The sequence below is a fragment of the Rhodococcus sp. T2V genome (genome assembly GCF_029269925.1).
GTDB classification, from domain to species: domain Bacteria; phylum Actinomycetota; class Actinomycetes; order Mycobacteriales; family Mycobacteriaceae; genus Rhodococcus_F; species Rhodococcus_F koreensis.
On sequence record NZ_JARJBD010000048.1, the window covers coordinates 13679 to 30481 of the forward strand.

The 16803-nt window shown below is 65.8% G+C and carries 13 protein-coding genes and 1 pseudogene; 7 read left to right on the plus strand and 7 right to left on the minus strand.

Going from position 1 to position 16803, the window contains the following annotated elements; all coding sequences use genetic code 11:
• Nucleotides 1–55 precede the first annotated feature (55 nt).
• From P3H15_RS31870 to P3H15_RS31880, 3 genes are all read left to right on the plus strand, one after another.
• Complete coding sequence (locus P3H15_RS31870) at nt 56–1336, plus strand: bifunctional 3,4-dihydroxy-2-butanone-4-phosphate synthase/GTP cyclohydrolase II (RefSeq protein WP_276140867.1); 1281 nt, start codon at nt 56–58, stop codon at nt 1334–1336.
• Nucleotides 1337–1402: 66 nt separating this feature from the next.
• Nucleotides 1403–2596 (plus strand): NADP-dependent malic enzyme, encoded by a 1194-nt coding sequence (locus P3H15_RS31875; RefSeq protein ID WP_276140868.1) that lies wholly within the window; start codon nt 1403–1405, stop codon nt 2594–2596.
• Between the two features lie 176 nt (nt 2597–2772).
• Nucleotides 2773–2958: a WhiB family transcriptional regulator gene (locus P3H15_RS31880; RefSeq protein ID WP_276140912.1), complete on the plus strand. Its 186-nt coding sequence runs from the start codon at nt 2773–2775 to the stop codon at nt 2956–2958.
• Nucleotides 2959–3379: 421 nt separating this feature from the next.
• Here P3H15_RS31880 and P3H15_RS31885 read toward each other — a convergent pair whose 3' ends face one another.
• The 7 genes from P3H15_RS31885 to P3H15_RS31915 all read right to left on the minus strand — a co-directional run bounded on the left by P3H15_RS31885 (nt 3380) and on the right by P3H15_RS31915 (nt 12286).
• A complete protein-coding gene (locus tag P3H15_RS31885; RefSeq protein WP_276140869.1) occupies nt 3380–6124 on the minus strand; it encodes a LuxR C-terminal-related transcriptional regulator in 2745 nt (914 codons plus the stop codon).
• Nucleotides 6125–6267: 143 nt separating this feature from the next.
• Nucleotides 6268–7755 carry an aldehyde dehydrogenase family protein gene (locus tag P3H15_RS31890; RefSeq protein WP_276140870.1) on the minus strand — a complete coding sequence of 496 codons (1488 nt, stop codon included), beginning with the start codon at nt 7753–7755 and terminating at the stop codon, nt 6268–6270.
• Nucleotides 7756–7945: 190 nt separating this feature from the next.
• A complete protein-coding gene (locus tag P3H15_RS31895; protein ID WP_276140871.1) occupies nt 7946–8329 on the minus strand; it encodes a cupin domain-containing protein in 384 nt (127 codons plus the stop codon).
• Between the two features lie 104 nt (nt 8330–8433).
• The gene (locus P3H15_RS31900) at nt 8434–8724 is read right to left on the minus strand and encodes a Dabb family protein (RefSeq protein WP_276140872.1); all 291 of its coding nucleotides are present in this window, start codon (nt 8722–8724) and stop codon (nt 8434–8436) included.
• Nucleotides 8725–8826: 102 nt separating this feature from the next.
• Nucleotides 8827–9504 carry a cysteine hydrolase family protein gene (locus tag P3H15_RS31905; protein ID WP_276140873.1) on the minus strand — a complete coding sequence of 226 codons (678 nt, stop codon included), beginning with the start codon at nt 9502–9504 and terminating at the stop codon, nt 8827–8829.
• Nucleotides 9504–10607 (minus strand): LLM class flavin-dependent oxidoreductase, encoded by a 1104-nt coding sequence (locus tag P3H15_RS31910; RefSeq protein WP_276140874.1) that lies wholly within the window; start codon nt 10605–10607, stop codon nt 9504–9506. Before P3H15_RS31910 ends, P3H15_RS31905 begins: the two co-directional genes overlap by 1 nt.
• A gap of 935 nt (nt 10608–11542) precedes the next feature.
• Nucleotides 11543–12286, minus strand: a complete 744-nt coding sequence (locus P3H15_RS31915) for an IclR family transcriptional regulator (RefSeq protein WP_276140875.1) — start codon at nt 12284–12286, stop codon at nt 11543–11545.
• 88 nt (nt 12287–12374) lie between these two features.
• Between P3H15_RS31915 and P3H15_RS31920 the strand changes: the two genes are divergently transcribed.
• From P3H15_RS31920 to P3H15_RS31935, 4 genes and pseudogenes are all read left to right on the plus strand, one after another.
• Nucleotides 12375–13550: a CaiB/BaiF CoA-transferase family protein gene (locus P3H15_RS31920; protein ID WP_276140876.1), complete on the plus strand. Its 1176-nt coding sequence runs from the start codon at nt 12375–12377 to the stop codon at nt 13548–13550.
• A 5-nt stretch (nt 13551–13555) separates the two neighbouring features.
• A complete protein-coding gene (locus P3H15_RS31925; RefSeq protein WP_276140877.1) occupies nt 13556–14056 on the plus strand; it encodes a MarR family winged helix-turn-helix transcriptional regulator in 501 nt (166 codons plus the stop codon).
• 877 nt (nt 14057–14933) lie between these two features.
• The gene (locus P3H15_RS31930; protein WP_276140878.1) at nt 14934–15398 is read left to right on the plus strand and encodes a helix-turn-helix domain-containing protein; all 465 of its coding nucleotides are present in this window, start codon (nt 14934–14936) and stop codon (nt 15396–15398) included.
• Nucleotides 15399–15944: 546 nt separating this feature from the next.
• Nucleotides 15945–16612 (plus strand): annotated as a pseudogene (locus P3H15_RS31935) (NADPH-dependent F420 reductase).
• The last annotated feature ends 191 nt before the right edge of the window (nt 16613–16803 follow it).

Below are 16803 nucleotides of genomic sequence, written 5' to 3' on the forward strand. Positions count from 1 at the left end.
CGAGCGCGCAAGCATGACAGCGACGCCACCCCGCCGAGCAACCAAAGGAGTACCGATGACCATGACGAGCCGGCTTGTGGGTGGGGCGATTCCCTCCGATTGCCCGGTTGAGACGCCGGCGCCTGTGGGCGCCGTCCGGCGGGCGATCGATGCCCTGTCCGCGGGCGAGATGGTGATCGTCGTCGATGACGCCGGCCGCGAGAACGAGGGAGACCTTGTCCTTGCGGCCGAGTCGGCGACGCCGGAGCAGGTGGCGTTCGTCGTGCGGCACAGTACCGGCATTCTGTGCGCCCCGATGACGGCCGATCGGGTCGAACGGCTTCGCCTACCGCAGATGGTCTCGGAGAACACCGATGCACACGGAACGGCGTTCACCGTCACGGTCGACCATGTCGCGAGCGGAACCGGTGTCTCGGCGGCCAGCCGCGCGCTCACCTTTCGTGCGCTCGCCGATCCGGGCACCCGACCCGGTGATCTCAGACGACCAGGACATGTGTTCCCGCTGCGAGCTCGTCCGGGCGGTGTGTTGGTGCGGCCGGGCCACACCGAGGCCGCCGTCGACCTGCTCACGTTCGCCGGCCGTGAGCCGGTCGGGGTCATCGGCGAGCTCGTGGGGGAGGACGGCGCGATGATGCAAGGGGCAGCGCTGCGCTGCTTCGCCGCCGAGCACGAACTGCCGATGATTACGGTCGCGGACCTGATCCAATACCGTCTCGGCACCGAGAAACTGATCGAGCAGGTCGCCACCTCGACCATGCCCACCGCGTTCGGGAAGTTTCGCGCCGTTGCTTTTCGCTCAACCCTCGACGGCACCGAACACCTGGCTTTGACCATGGGCGATGTGGCCGCGTCGGGGACCTCCGACGCCGGTGCCCTGGTTCGGGTGCACAGCGAGTGCCTGACCGGCGACATCGTGGCGTCACTACGGTGCGACTGCGGGGAGCAACTCGAGCAGGCATTGCGTGCGGTCGCAGCCGAGGGCTGCGGCACGGTCGTCTACCTGCGAGGCCACGAAGGACGCGGAATCGGCCTCGGCCACAAGATCCGGGCCTACGCACTGCAAGACGACGGCCTCGACACCGTCGATGCCAACACCGCGCAGGGTCTGCCCGTCGACGCACGCACCTTCGACGTGGCCGCCCAGATTCTGGCGGAGCTGGGCGTGCGGCGCGTGCGTCTGATCACCAACAACGCGGCCAAGAGTCGGACCCTCGCCGACCGTGGGCTGACGATCGTCGAGCGGATCGCGCTGCCCGTGGCCGAGAATCCCCACAACCGACGGTACTTGCGGACCAAGCGTGACCGGATGGGACATGCCCTGCCCGCCGCGATTTGATTACCGGGCTCAGATCAGAGCTCTCTCGGTCACTTCCCGTGCACACCTATGAAGAAATGAGACCCCGTGTCCATCGTGTCCGAACCCACCACACCGCGGAAGGTCGAGTTGACCGACGAGGAGATTTTCGCCGGCCATGTCGGGGGAAAGCTGTCCGTGGAGTTGACGACCCCGCTGGACAGCCAGCGCGACTTGTCGATCGCTTACACGCCCGGTGTCGCGCAGGTTTCCCGCGCCATCCACGCCGATGAGACCCTCGCCGACCGTTACACCTGGACCAACCGCCTGGTGGTCGTCGTCTCCGACGGCTCCGCGGTGCTCGGCCTGGGTGACATCGGGCCGCGTGCCTCCCTTCCGGTGATGGAGGGTAAGTCGGCCCTGTTCAAGAACTTCGCCGGGTTGAACTCGATCCCGCTGGTCCTGGGCACCAAGGACCCGGACGAGATCGTCGAGACCCTGATCCGGCTGCGCCCGAGCTTCGGTGCCGTGAACCTCGAGGACATCTCCGCACCCCGCTGCTTCGAGATCGAGAAGCGGGTCATCGAGGCGCTGGACTGCCCGGTGATGCACGACGACCAGCACGGCACCGCGATCGTCGTCCTCGCCGCGTTGAAGGGCGCGGTGAAGGTCCAGGACCGGGAGTTGTCCGCGCTGCGGGTGGTGATCTCCGGTGCCGGCGCCGCCGGTGTGGCCTGCGCGAACATCCTGCTCGCCGCCGGCATCGCGGACGTGACGGTCCTGGACTCGAAGGGCATCGTCTCGGCCGACCGCACCGACCTCAACGAGATCAAGGTCGACCTGGCCGCCCGCACCAACCCGGCCGCCCTCCGCGGCGGCGTCGCCCGGGCCCTCGACGGCGCGGACGTGTTCCTCGGTGTGTCCGCGGGCACCGTCCCGGAGGAGCTCATCGCGACCATGGCGGAGAACTCCATCGTGTTCGCGCTGTCGAACCCGGATCCGGAGATCCACCCCGACGTCGCCCGCAAGCATGCGGCGATCGTCGCCACCGGGCGCAGCGATTTCCCGAACCAGATCAACAATGTGCTCGCCTTCCCCGGTGTGTTCAAGGGCGCCCTGGATGCCGGTGCCCGCCGGATCACCGAGGGCATGAAGCTCGCCGCCGCCGAGGCGATCCTCTCGGTCGTCGGTGACGAGCTGGCTGTGGACAGGATCGTTCCCAGCCCGCTCGATCCTCGCGTCGCCCCCGCTGTCGCGGAGGCAGTCGCCGCCGCTGCTCGCGCAGAAGGCGTCACCGACTGAGTACCCCGCTCGAGATGAGGTGGCGGCACGGCACGACCAGTCCGTTCGACGACCCGTCATCATCTGGTGGCGATGTCCACCCGATGGCGCACATTCGCCAACTGCATAGGTCTGGCGACTACTACTTCTGTGCTCCGGAGGACGAATCAGCCACTGAACGCGTGCAGCGCGAGCTCATGGCACGCGGTATCGGTGCGAACTGCGCTGTTCTGGACGAGTGCCGCCGGTATGCCCTGGATACGGCTCAGCTCCATGGGATTTGGGGTGGACTGACCGAACCTGAGCGAGCTGAGTGCGCTGAGAAGTGCTGCTGCACCACCACGGCTGCGGACATACGGGCACCATCGGTGTCCGCATTCTGATCCGGGCCGACATCGGCATCGCAGGGGAGGCGGCCGCTTCCGCGGATTCCGTCGTCACCCGGATCGATGTCGACGGCACCGTTCCAGACGCGACGCTGATGGACATCTCCTGCGACGCCGACAGCATCGCTCACGCACGGCAGATCTCCAGCGCTGACGCCGCCCTCCTTGGATGTACATCAGCGAGGTCAGCGACCAATCGCTCCTGTTTCATCACCGCTCTCAACACCTGTCGGCGCCGCCCGTGCTCGACCGACCGCGTCGGACGGTGCGGTAGATCGTGATCGGCGTAGGTGAGTTTCTCGGACAGCGCGCTGCTCCTGACCGCCCCAGAGACGTCCAGCTGATCGGGGACGGTCTGTGAGACTGATGGGAGCGGCTGCACGCCCGCCCGGCCCCGTTACCGCGGGCCGGCCGGGTGCTACATCAGGCCGAGCGATCGGGCCTTGACGACCGCTTCGCGGCGGCTCCCCACGCCGAGCTTGCGGTAGATGTTGCGCAAATGACCCTTGAGGGTGTTGACCGAGATGAAGAGCGAGGCGCTCAGTTCCGGCAGCGAGTCCAGGCTGTCGAGTGAGCGCAGCACCTCGAGCTCTCGGTCGGTGAGTGGCTCGTCGAGCGAGTCTGTCACTGCAGTCAACCTCGACACCTCGGGTTGCAGTGCGTCGAACGCACGGAAGACCTGATCGACGAAGGCCCGGTCGAGGTGGGAATGACGGGCAGCGGACTGGAGCAGACGTTCGGCCGGCCTGCCGAATTGCAGGAACGGCTGGACGAAACCCTCAGGGGCGGCGAGGGACACCGCAGCACAGATCGCACCGAGGGCGGCGTTCTGGTCCGCGGCCCGCTCGCGCAGGAGGGCGAGGAGAACCAATGCCTGCACGTGCTGGTCGATGAATCCCTTCCCGGTCCTGGTCGCGTGCGTGAGAAGCTCAATTGCCGAGTCGAGTTCGCCGGCGCCGACGAGCACCTCGGCGCGCACCACGCTGAAATAGACGGGTCCGTCCGGGTCGTCGGGGTATCGGGCCAACACCGCGCGAGCACCGCCGATATCACCTATGGCGGCCATCAGTCGGATCTGTCCGCCGACGATGTAGTCGTCGAAGACGTAGGGGGTGCGCATGCGCGCCACCATGAGGGACGCCTCGTCGAGCAGCTCCAGGGCGTCCCGCCACCGGCCCCGGAGCCCGGTGATCATGCCACGCACCAACAGAATCGTTGCGCGCACAGCGGCGTCCTGCCTGCGGACCTCGACGGCGGCGACGTCGAGGTGGTTTACGGCGAGATCGAGATCCCCGCGCATGTAGGCTGCCCAGCTCAACGCGTGCCACAGGGGTGCGGTCGCGGCGGTGAACTCCCAGTTGTGCCGGCGGGCGAGCGCCACTGCCGTCTCGGACTCGCGCAACGCTTCGGTCAGGCGGTTCTGGGCGGTCAACACCAGGACAAGGTGCCCGAGGCAGCCCAGCTGGACATAGGCACGACCGTTTCCCGTGGCTTCCGACAGGGCTTCGCGCAGATGTGCCTCGGCGTCGCTTCGGCGTCCCGCCCAGTATTCGGTCATGCCGAGCTGTTGCAGTGCCAGGGCCCGCAGGTCCGACGCCACCCCGGCATCGTGCACGTCACTCGATCTGGACAAGCTGACCAGTTGCTGCGCCGCGGTGGCCGCGCCCACCAGGTCTCCCACCAGACGGGCGCGTTCGAGGTCGACGACGAGTTCGGACAAGACGGGCCGTGGGTGGTCCGGCGACGAGGTCTCCGCGTCGACGACACCGATCGGTTCGCCCTCTTCGGGGACGGGTGCTCTCACCTGTGGCGACGAGGGCGTCTGCTCACTGGTGTAGACATCGATCCCGGTCCCGACGAAGCCGGGCGCGCCGGAGGCGTCACCCAACGCCAGCGCTATCGCGGTCCGCACCTGGCCCAAGGTCGACTCCGCGACGATGTCGGGCGGTAGGCGGTCGATGAGCTCACGCAGCTGGACGAGCTTCCCGTCGATGTACATACCGAGCCAGGCGCCCGTGAGGATGTCGGTCGCCGGCGCCCATTGCTCCGCGCGTAGTGCGTGCTCGGCGGCTTCGACCGGCATGTGGTGGGCAATGAACCATGACATCGCGGTGGCGTGCAATCGGCGGACCGTCGTGCGGCCCAGGTTCTCGGACCGGCTCCGGAGAAGTTCGCCGAGCATCGGGTGGTAGCGGAACCAGATCTGACGAGGCCCGTCCGCCGTGGTGAAGATATTGTGTCGCGCCATCCATCTGAGCAATTCCGCGCTGTCCCCGCGGCCGCTGAGCTCGGCCGCCAGTCCACCGGTCAGCCGGTCGCACACGGACGTCCGGAGCAGGAAATCCTCGACGTCTGTGGGGAGGTGCGCGAGAACTTCGGACATGAGGTAGTCCGCGACATCGATGTGGTCACCACCGAACTGCTTGAGCAGGTCCTCGGGCGGGAGTCCGTCGTTGAGGGAGAGCGCGGCGAGACGCAGGCCAGCGGACCACCCCTCCGTTCGATCCCGAAGCGCCGCCACTACTTGCTCGGACACCTCGACACCCGAGCGCGCCAGCATCGCGGCCGACTCGGATGTGGTGAAGGCGAGTTCGTTGCCCGAGATGGCAAAGACCTTCTGTTCCACGCGCAGCTTCGCCAGGGGTAGGGCGGGGAGATACTGACCGCTCAGGACCACGTGAACTCCCGGCGGCAGCATGTGCACCAGTGCGGCGAGCTGCGGTTCGACCACTGTCTCCCCGAGGAGATGGACATCGTCGAGGACGAGCACCAGAGGATCGTCGACGCGCCCGAGTGCCTCGCGGACCGGGCCGACGGAGTCGACCGGTCGCTGGTCATCTGTGGTCTGCTGCCGAGCACGCGAAATTGCCGCCATCACCGCAGGCCAGAAGACCCGCGGGTCGGCGTCCGACCGGTCGACGCTCAACCATGCCGCTTCCAGCGGACACTGCCGCGAACGAATCCACGAGGCGAGAAGCTGCGTCTTGCCCCACCCCGCGGGGCCGGTGACGGTCACCAGCGGATAGGCGAGGGCGTCGTCGAGCACACGAAACAGGCGCGCTCGGTCGACAACACCGTCGGGGAGGTCGGGCACTGTAGTCCGGCCCGCGATCCACGTCAGGGCTTCGGCGCCGACCACTGATGACCGCTCGTTCCGTTCCACGCCAGCAGCCTCCTCTCGACCGGATCACTCCCAACAGAATCAATTGTCAAGCGCGACTGCGATTGCGGCATCCGAGTCGGTCAGCTCGAATCAGGGCCGGTCGGTCGGAATCGCCACCTCTCGGCCACGCCTTCGCAGGCGCGTCATCGGGAGAGTCTCACATTGATCTGCTTGATCTGCGTGAATCCCTCGAGCATCCCTTCGAGGGACACTTCCCGGCCGATCCCGCTCTGTTTGAAGCCACCGTAAGACTGACCCACCATCTGTCCACCACCTTGGTTGACCTGAACCCAGCCGGCCTCGATTCTACGGGCGGCCCCCAGGGCGCGGTCGACGTCCTTGCACCACAGGTAGGCCGCCAGCCCGTAGTTGCTGTCGTTGGCCATCGCCAGGACCTCGTCGTCGTCCTCCCACGGCACCACGACCATCACCGGTCCGAAGATCTCCTCGCGGGCCAGACGCCACTCGTTGTCGCCGCTGAAGATCGTCGGTGCGTGGTAGTACCCCTCGAGTCCGGCGGGCAACATGTCGGCACCGTCGTAGACGAGCGAGACCCCCGGGGTGGAGAGTCCCTCCTCGATGTAGGACGCGACGCGCCGGTGCTGCTTCGCGTTGATGAGGCAGCCCATGTCGGTGGCCTCGTCGAGGGGATCACCGATCCGCAGCTGCGCGACTTTGCGGACCAGCCCGTCGAGGACCTCGTCGAAGATCGAGCGATGCAGGAACAGTCGCGACCCCGCCGTGCAGCTCTGGCCCTGCCGGGTGAAGCGCATGGCGGTGAGGATGCCGTCGATCGTCTCCTCCGACACGGCGTCGGGCCAGACGATGTTGGGGTTCTTGCCGCCCAGCTCCAGAGAGGCGGGGATCAGCCGCTCGGCGGCGGCCTTCCCCACATCCAGTCCCACCGCGGTCGATCCCGTGAACGAGACCTTGTCGACGCCCGGGTGGCGGACCAGGTGAGCTCCGCACTCGATCCCGAGCCCGGTGATCACGTTGAGGACACCGTCGGGCAGGAACGGAGCGCACAACTCGGCCAGCCGCAGCACCGTGAGCGGGGCATCCTCAGCCGCTTTGACGACCATCGTGTTGCCGGCGGCGAGCGCAGCCGGGATCTTCATGCCGGCGATCATCAGCGGTGAGTTCCAGGGCAGGATCGCCCCGACCACACCGAGGGGTTCGCGCACCGAGTACTGGAGCTGGCCGTCACCCGCGGGAAGCACGACGCCCTTGACCTCACCCGCTACACCGCCGAAGTACCGGAACAGGTCGACGAGAACCCGGCACTCCGGGCGTGCCTGCGTGCGCACGGCGTTGCCCGTGTCCACCGCGGTCAGCCGCGCCAGTTCGTCGGCATGTGCCTCCACGGCATCCGCGATCGCCAACAGCCTGCGCTGCCGCTCGGTGAAGTGCATGGCGCGCCAGCCGGGGAACGCCTCCCGCGCGGCGTTGACCGCACGGTCCACATCAACTGCACCTCCGCGGGGAACTCGGGCGAGCAACGTCTCGGGCCGAGAGGGCGGGTGGACGTCGAGCCACCGCCCGTCGGCAGCCTCGACCGGAATCCCGGCCACCTGCATCGGCCAGTCTCGCGCCGGCGGCGCTTCGGTCCATGTCGGCTGAACGAGGGTCACGGGTCCTCCAATGTGGGGTCAGATCAGTGGGTGGGTTGTGGTGGGTGGGACGGTGCCGCCGAGGGGGCCAACACAGTGCTGTCCGGACGGCCCATCGGGCTCGGGCGAGCGCCGCGGATCCGCGGCGCTCACCGTCATGGTGGTGCGGGGTCCCCGACCGCAGACATCTGCGGTCGGGGACCCCCGTCGCTCAGAAGATCGAGTAGACCTTGCGGACCTTCTCCACCACGTCCCAGCGGCCGCTCCACCCCGTGGGCATGACCAGGAAATCGCCGGCGGAGATCCGATGAGTGATGCCCGTCGAGTCGTCTGTGACGTCCGCGGCCCCCGAGAGGAGGTAGCTGGCCTCGGTGTCGACCCGGCTCGGGATGGGCCACCCTCCAGGCTCGCATTCCCAGATGCCGACGTTGCCGTTTCCCAGGGTGTCCAGCAGGCGCAGCGCCATCTGCGGGTCTCCGCTGTCGGCGCCCGCGCGCTGCCCCTTCGGCTCGAGCTCGCCCTGAACGTCCGTGGCGGGAACCAGGACGAGCGATGGCAGATCGGCACGTTCGGCCGTCTGACTTCTTTCGGTCATGTCGCGTCTCCTACGTAGAAGATGGTGATCGGGCTTCTCGGCCGATCAGTTGTCTCGGGCGGTACTCACGGGTGTCCGAAAACGGCTTATTTCCGTACCTTGCTTCAGATCTCGACGAAGTCGAGCGTCTGCCATTCGGTGACCTCCGGAATCCACCGCTCGTGGACATAGTCGACATGCGCCTTGCTCGCGTCGTACGCATCGAGCTCCGCCTGGGTGTCGAACCACATCGAGATCTGAAAGGCGAAGGGCCCCTTGCTGCTCACCTGTCGATTGATCCTGAAGTTCTGAACGCCTGGCATGTTTGTGATGTCGCGGAGAGATTCGATGAAGTCTTTCTCCTCGGCAGAGCCCGCAGGGTGTTTGAGCGTGAAGCTGACGGTGTGTTCGATCATGAGTGACCTCTTCTCGTGGTTGTGTTCTGCAGGATGAGCCGCGACCGGGAGCCACCCCGATTCGCGTGCGTCACCGAGGAAGCGGGGGTATGCGCTGAGTGGTCAGACGGTGAAAGGCGATCGATAGTCGATCTCCACCGTGTCGCCGGCGATCAGCCGCTGCACACTCTCGACGGGGAGGACCTTGCCGAAGGTGTTGTCGATCAGCGACAGGCTCGCCTCGTGTGACGGAGTGTTGAAGGCCGCCACGGACTCTGCGGGAACGATCACGTCGTAGTCCTTCTGGTACGCGTCTCTGGCCGTACCCTCGACACAGTGCGTCGTGACGAGCCCGGTGATGATCACGGTCCGGGCGTCCAACATGCGCAGCAGCGTGTCGAGCCGAGTGTCGAAGAAGGCACTGAACCGGTGCTTCTCGATGATCTCGGTCGACGTGTCGGTCAGGTCCTTCACCTCGTCGGCGAAGTCTGCCTCCCAGGTTCCCTTCAGTGCACTGGGCCCGTGATCCCAGCGGTAGGAGTGGGGGACCACCTGATGGCGGGTCCACTTGGCGTCGTCCGGGTAGTGAACATGCTGGGTCCAGATGTCCTGCATCCCCCGCTCGCGACCGGCCTCGACCAGATTGCGGATGTGGGGAATGGTCGAGATCATCGCCTCTCTGTCGCCACCCGTGCGCGCAACCAGACCGTCGGGGTGGGTGAAACTGTTCTGGATGTCGATCGCCAGGACAACCGTCCGAGCCGGATCCAGGGCCAGCGGCGCCGTCTTGGGGCCAGCCATCACTGTGCCACCCCAACCATCGAGGAAGTCGTAGAGAACTGGATCCCGAGACGCTCCATCTCGGGCTTGACCTCCTGGTCCATCCGCCGCAGCCCCTCCATGTAGTCGGGGAAAGTCAGCAGCAGCGCGTCGATCTGACCGTCCAGTGCGATCTTGGCAAGCTTCTCGGCGACCGTCGTGGGGCTGCCGTATACGGGTTGAGCCGCGTAGAAAACGTCGTTCTTCGCCTGCTCGAGGAGCGCCTGGGCCATTTTCCCATCCGAGTCCTCGGCGTAGACCTGGGTAAGGTTCTGCCATCCCGCGACATCGACGCCGGCGCGGTAGTGCTCCACCTCAGCCTCGGCCGCTTCGTCGGTGTCCCCGATGATGACGACCAGAACCGTTGCGGTGTCGTTGGGCTTGCCCAGACGAGCCGAGACCTCCTTGGACTGCAACGCCACAGCTGTCAGGTCTTCGTAGTTTTTCCCTGCGAGGAAGTTCATGTCGGCGTTCTTCGCGGTGAAATCCATACCTCGCTCCGACATCCCGGCGCAGACCAGGAGGGGCCTCGGCTTCTGGATCGGCTTCGGGCTGCACTGGCAGTCCTCGAGTTGCCAGTACTTACCCTTGTAGGTGACACGCTCCTCGGTCCACACGAGGTTGACGATGTCGAGCCACTCCTGCAGCCGGTCGTACCGGGTGGTTGCATAGTCGTCCGGCAGAATTCCCATCTGCGCGAACTCACCGAAATACGTTCCGCTGACGAGGTTGACGCCGAATCGACCGCCGCTGATGTCGTCGATCGTCGCCGCCATCTTGGCCGCGACCACCGGATGCAGATAGAGCGGCACCATCGAGGCGATGATCTTGATCCGGCTGGTGACGGCCGCGATGGCGCTCATCTCGGTCACCGGCTCGAGCGTGTGGTTCCAGTGCTGCGTCTCGCCGTCGAAACCGCGCCACTTCACGGCGGAAAACAGAAAGTCGAAGCCGATCGACTCTGCGTACTTTCCGATGCGCTGGTTCATCTCCCAGGTCGGCATGAATTGGGGAGCGTTCTTGGAGATGATCCAGCCATTGTTGAAGACGGGCATGAAGACGCCGAGTTGGACATGGTGGGCCATGGTTTGCATCCTTTTCTGAGCCGTGATGGCTCCTCATTGGGCCGGAGGACGTGCCTGGACAGCAGGGTTTCCTCAGACTGTTCGAAATCGAGCATCCTTGCGGCGCTGCACTGCCGAATTGGTTTACTGCTGAGACAGATCGAGCGCAAAAGGTGGTCAGGTGGGTTGCTTCGCATCTTGCGGAGCCCGGTGGCCCCGAGCCAGGAAGCAGGAAGCTTTTCAACTATTCGGACAGTGAACTCGTCGCCATGGTTGGTCAGGTCGATGACCTGGCCGGTGTTCCCACTCCAGGACAGGGTGCTCGAACCGTCGTGACGGAGAAATTTCTCCCCGCCGTCCGGCTGTTTCCCACCACCTCGTACTAGTTGACTAGCTTGCTGTGTGGCACGTCATACCGCGCCACCCCAACCGGGTGGTTTGCCGCTGTAGGAACGGTTGCCGATACGGCCCCGTAGGGGTGGTAAGTGGCTCGAGCCGACGCAGGCCTTGGTCAGGGCGTGGGTGAAGTCCTCGACGAGGATGGAAACGTCAGTGCAGGGAAGTGTCACAGCAGGAACACGTAGTCGGAGAGAACGAACCCGGTGGCGAACAGGATGCGCCAGAAACAGACCGGGTACGGTGCGGACTCTTCACCGAGGTGAACATCATCAGGCTGAGCCTGGTGACGAGTGTGATCGCTCCGAGAGCGGCAGGGGAACCTCGCATTGATGATGTCCCCGTGAAACCTCGCCGGGATCGCGACGCGCTCTCCATCGCGGGCGGGTTCGTCTGATGGCCCAATATGACCGCAGCGCCGCCCCCCGATCGTCGCGTGACCGGAGGATCGCGATCAGGACCTCCGCGGGAAACACCGGCAACGAACGCGATCCACTGGAGGCCGACGGCCGCACGCATTCCCGGGCCGGTGGCCGGAGACCCAGTTCGTCGGGTTGACTTCAGATGCGGAATTTTCCGCTGATCACCGCGGCCGCTTCGCGGACCTGTTCACCGAGGGTCTTCCCGCCGTCGGCGGGCATGCGATGGATGGGGAGAAAGACCGACATCGACGCGAGCGGGGTCCCGGTGCGTCCGAGGATCGGCGCGGCGATCGAGGCGATGTCCTCCCGCAGTTCACCTTCGGCGATGGAGTATCCGCGTCGGCGAACGGCATCGAGGTCGGCCAGGAGGGAATCCTTCTCGGTGATGGTCGCGTCGGTGAAGCCGGTGAGGCCGTCACCGAGGACGTCGTCGAGCTCGCCGGGTGACAGGAAGGCGAGGATGGCCTTTCCGGTTGCGGTGGCATGGCAGGCGGATCGGGTGCCGACCGGCCAGTGAATGCGGATCGGACTGGCGGATTCCTCGACGTCGATGATCACCACCTCCGTGCCTTCGCGGACCGCGAGGTGGACGGATTCCCCGGTCTGATCGCGCAGGGCGGCCATCGACCCGCGGGCATGATCGCGCAGCCCGGTGTCCGCTGCGACGTGCCGCGCCATGTCGATCGGTTTGGTCGTGAGCACCCAGCCGGTGTCACCGCCGCCGGCCTGGCGGATCCACCCGGTTTCCTCGAGTGCGCGCAGGGTGCGGTGCATCGTGCTCTTGTTCATTCCCATCTGCAGTGCCAGTTGGGTGACGCCGATCGGCTGGCGTCTGGCGACCTCATCGAGCACGCGAAGTGCGGTCACCGCTGTCTGCTGCATTGACTGGTCCCCGATCTCTACCTACTCTTGCTTCTGTAATTGGAACACTATCACATTCTGTGCCAAATAGTGAAACAGGAGCAAAGACGTGGGCGATCTTCCCCTCGCCGGTATCCGCATTGTCGACTTCACGCAGGCGTTGTCGGGTCCGTACTGCACACTGCAGCTCGCGGACCTCGGCGCCGACGTGGTGAAGGTCGAACGCGCCGGCGCCGGCGACGACACCCGCCGCTGGGGGCCGCCGTTCGTCGGTGATACGGCCGCCTACTTCCTGTCGGTGAATAGGAACAAGCGCAGCGTGGAGCTGGACCTCAAGAGCGACTTCGGGCGGGAGGCCGCGATCGCACTGGTCGGCACGGCCGACGTCGTGATCGAGAACTGGCGGCCGGGGACGGCCGACCGGCTCGGGCTCGGACACCAGCAGTTGCGCGAGTTGTACCCGCACCTGATCTATTGTTCGATTTCCGGTTTCGGCGCGGATTCCCCACGAGCCGGATACGACCAGGTCGTGCAGGGGACCGCCGGGTGGATGAGCCTGACCGGTAGCGCCGACGGTGAGCCGTTCAAGACCGGTGTGCCGATCGCCGACGTCGCCTCCGGAATGTTCGCCGCCCAAGCGATTCTCGCCGCACTGGTTCGACGTGACCGCACCGACGAGGGGGCCTACATCGACCTCGCCATGCAGGACGCACTCATCGCGATGCTGACCTACCACGCCGGGTCCTACTTCGCGACCGGCAGGCCCGCCACGCGCAACGGCAACCACCACGCCACCCTCGCCCCCTACGGGACCTTCGCCACCGCAGACGGACAGGTCAACATCGCCGTGGGCAACGACGGCCAGTGGCACCGGTTGTGTGCCGCATTGAACCTGCCTGGCCTGGCGGACGATCCCCGCTTCGCCGACAACCGGGCCAGGGTCGAGCATCGACAGGAATTGCACGCCGTTCTCGGTGCCGCACTGAAATTGGAGACGACGACCACCGTGCTGGCATCGGCCGACCGTGCCGGTGTTCCGGCCGGCGCGATTCGCGATCTCGCCGAGGTGTTCACCGATCCCGCCACTCTCGAGCGTGGAATGGTTCTCGAAGCCGACCATCCCCGGCTGGGCTCGGTGCGTGCGCCCGGCGCAGCATGGCGCATCGACGGCGACACCGCGACCGTGCGCATGCCCCCGCCGGATCTCGGGCAGCACACCACCGAACTCCTCACCGAACTCGGACTGACCGAATCCTCGGCCGAGCCCGTCGACGTGCCGGCCTGACACCGGTGCTGCCCGAAAATGAGGTCGATGATGTCAGTCCGGAGTTACCGGAAACCGAGGTCGTCTACTCGCTGATGCGTACGCAGCGATTCTTATCGAACCGGCTCACGAAGATGCTCGCACCGTACGGCGTGGGGTGGACTAGATACGAGATCATGCAATCCTTGGTGCGGGCCGACAGGGAGCCGGTCTCGGTGCTGACCCTCGCGCACACGCTCGAACGACATTGGACGAGCGTCTCGAAAGCGATCACCGGACTCGAACGGGCAGGGCACGTGACCAGGTACCTGAACCCGTCAAACCGGCGTGAAAACCTTGTCGAACTAACTGATTTCGGATTCACCGCGTTTCAGCGGGTGGACAAGGCACTCGCTACGGAAGCCGCGGCGTGCATCCCCGAAGACCCTACGGCAGGCAATCTACTTCTGAACCTGGGCTCGCTGGAACGACGGCTACGTGCTGCGATGGACGATTCGCGTCCCGTTGGTCAGCACGGGTATCGATAGGGCGGTATTCCGAGGCCCTGGTTGTTCTGTGATGGAGCCTGGCCATCGCAACGTGTTTCGAGTCGTCGGGCAGTGCCGGTGGGGATCTCGGCACGGCGCTTCTTCGATGTGATTGCGTGGATGGACGGTTAGGAACCGGAGCCTCGCGCAGCGCTCTGACCTGGTCGGATGACACGTCCTGGTGTGCTGGGGAGTCGGCGCAGATCCTTGCCGACGCGTTCGGCGTGGGGGTTGTGGCGAATGCTTGGTTGCGTGAGATCAGTTTCGGGGAGGGGGTGAGGCGACCGAACGTGTGGTTGTCCGGCCGGCAGGTTACCCGGCACCGGAGGACGATCGGCTCGATCACCCATTTGTGGCACGACGACTACTGGCGCAACAGGGCGGTGGTAGCTTTCGCGGTGACCTCCCACCTAGACGATGGACGGCAGAATGGTCAAGTCCCGGGGCGTGGTGTACGAAGTCGTCGTGTGACTCTTCGTGGGGTTTTGCGGTCAGTTCCGCGGGTGGTGTCGCCGCTCGCTCCCAGACTCGGGCGGCCTCGACCCCGCTGGCCGGTACACAGTGCGACTCGCGATTGGCCGGCGGGGACGGGATCAGCGCTGGCACGTCGGTTCGCAGGTATCCGCCGGTACCGCACAGTCGGTAATGCGCACGCTCGCGCGGGCACGTCGTCTGTCGCGGCCGGCTGCGGTTACGGGGTGCTCACGGCCCCGGGATCTGCCCGGGAGCTCGGTCGGGCCCTTTCGGTAGGGCCGTTAGTGTGATCGGCCACCCCGCGGGGGGTGGATCGGTCGGGGCTGTGGTGGACGGTGTCGGGCGGGTGTGGATACCCTGAAGTGGAATGATTCATTTTGAATCGCGCGAGGAGGTGCTTGTCGTGGACAGCATCGACCACCAGGCTGTCGCCGCACTCGACGCTGCGGCCGCCCGCCGCCGGGTCGCCGACCTCGACGTCCTGCGGGCGGTGGCCGAGGCGAACGCCGCCCACATCACCCAACGGGTCATCCATGAGCACATCGGAATCTCGCAGCCGACGATTCACCGCATGCTGCGCACTGTGCTGGAGAACCCGGCCCTGCTCGATCGGACCCCGACCGAGGTCGTCGACCGCCGCACCGCCGGCCAGATCGGCGATACCGAGATGATGCAGGTGCTGCTGGACTGGACCTTCACGTTCGGCCGGGTCCCGGTCAGCGGCGGGGTCTCGGCGGATGCGTACGAGCCCGGTAGCTGGAACGAGATCGAACGCGCCTACTACCGCGGCCTGCTGACCGACGACGAGATCGGCCGGCTGATGGAACGCAACAAGGACGCCCTCGAGCAGGCGGCGCGGTCTGCGTGAACTTCCCGGATCCGCTGCGCGGCACGGTCGCCGCGCAGCTCACCGCCATGTCCATCCCCTGGTGGCCCGCTGCACACCAAATCCGACACCAGCACGACGATCCGCTTCGCGGCATCACCTGCCCGGCTGCGGTTCCGCCGCACCGTCATCGACCGGTATCTGGCACGGGAAACCCCACTGAGGGAAGGTGCTGGCGAGGCTGGCTAACAGAACCGTCGGAATTCGGCCGGAATTTCTGTCGAACTCCGTGAGATCGAACTTGGTGCGGGTGGATGAAGTGAAACCTACTTGCGTTGACACTTTCACCTGCTCGACGGTGACTCGACAAGATTCGGTTCGGCCACTGTGACATCTGCCGACTGGGCAGATTCGCCGCGGGTCTGTCCATGCGTTGCGCGGCGTACCTGGCCGTCTGAGCCGAACTGTCAAGTATTTGAATCAGTTTGAGCTGAATGCGAGCACGCGGAACTATCGGACGGTATCCGTTGTTGATGCTTGCAGCAGTCGCCGAGTATCGCGGCACTACGGCGAAGGAGCACAAGAGATATGCGCATCGGAATCATCGGAGCTGGTCAGATCGGTGGCACTCTGACGCGCAGGCTGACTGCGCTCGGTCACGATGTGCGCGTGTCGAACTCTCGGACACCCGACACCCTCGCGGACCTCGAGGCGGAGACCAGCGCGAAGGCGGTATTGAACACCGAGGCCGCCGAGGGGGCTGACCTGGTGATCTTGAGCATCCCGCAGAAGAACGTCGTGGACCTTCCAGCCGGCATCCTCGAAGGCGCTGCCGATGGTGCTCCGGTGATCGAGACCAACAACTACTACCCGCACCAGCGAGCGGATTGATCGCCGCCATTGAAGACGGTCAGGTGGAAAGTGAATGGGTGCAAGAACGGCTCGGGGTGCCGGTGTTCAAGGCGTTCAACGGAATCTGGTGGAAGCACCTTCTGGAGAAGGGCCTACCGGAAGGGGCAAGTGGCCGGATCGCGATCCCGGTCGCCGGTGACGACGCAGTGAAGAAGCAGGTGGTGTTCGACCTGATCAATCAGCTCGGTTTCGACCCTGTCGATGCGGGCGCGGTGGAAGATTCCTGGCGTCAACAGCCGGGAACCCCGGTCTACGGTCAGGATTTTGATCGGGAAGCGACGTTGCAGGCGTTGGCGCAGGCAACGCCTGAGCGCACAGCCGAGTGGCGTGCTGTGGCGGAGTGAGCGATCGGGGCCGGGCGGTTGCCGAACAGGAAGACGCCGCGCGGCCGGTGGGTTGGTCCTGGGTGCGACGTGCGTCCAGGATGGCATCGGTACCGAGACCGGGCGCGGGCGCCCGATCCGATGGACGGCAAGCTGCTGGGCAGCGTGCGGGTGGTGGACCCGGATCGGGACCTGGTCGACGATTCGATCCC

What these genes read in the sequence shown, in the direction of transcription:
- P3H15_RS31900 (WP_276140872.1), bottom strand. Translation starts at nt 8,724, where the DNA reads ATGATCGAACACACCGTCAGCTTCACGCTCAAACACCCTGCGGGCTCT.
- P3H15_RS31880 (WP_276140912.1), top strand. Translation starts at nt 2,773, where the DNA reads ATGGCACGCGGTATCGGTGCGAACTGCGCTGTTCTGGACGAGTGCCGC.
- P3H15_RS31910 (WP_276140874.1), bottom strand. Translation starts at nt 10,607, where the DNA reads ATGGCCCACCATGTCCAACTCGGCGTCTTCATGCCCGTCTTCAACAAT.
- P3H15_RS31905 (WP_276140873.1), bottom strand. Translation starts at nt 9,504, where the DNA reads ATGGCTGGCCCCAAGACGGCGCCGCTGGCCCTGGATCCGGCTCGGACG.
- P3H15_RS31870 (WP_276140867.1), top strand. Translation starts at nt 56, where the DNA reads ATGACCATGACGAGCCGGCTTGTGGGTGGGGCGATTCCCTCCGATTGC.
- P3H15_RS31895 (WP_276140871.1), bottom strand. Translation starts at nt 8,329, where the DNA reads ATGACCGAAAGAAGTCAGACGGCCGAACGTGCCGATCTGCCATCGCTC.
- P3H15_RS31915 (WP_276140875.1), bottom strand. Translation starts at nt 12,286, where the DNA reads ATGCAGCAGACAGCGGTGACCGCACTTCGCGTGCTCGATGAGGTCGCC.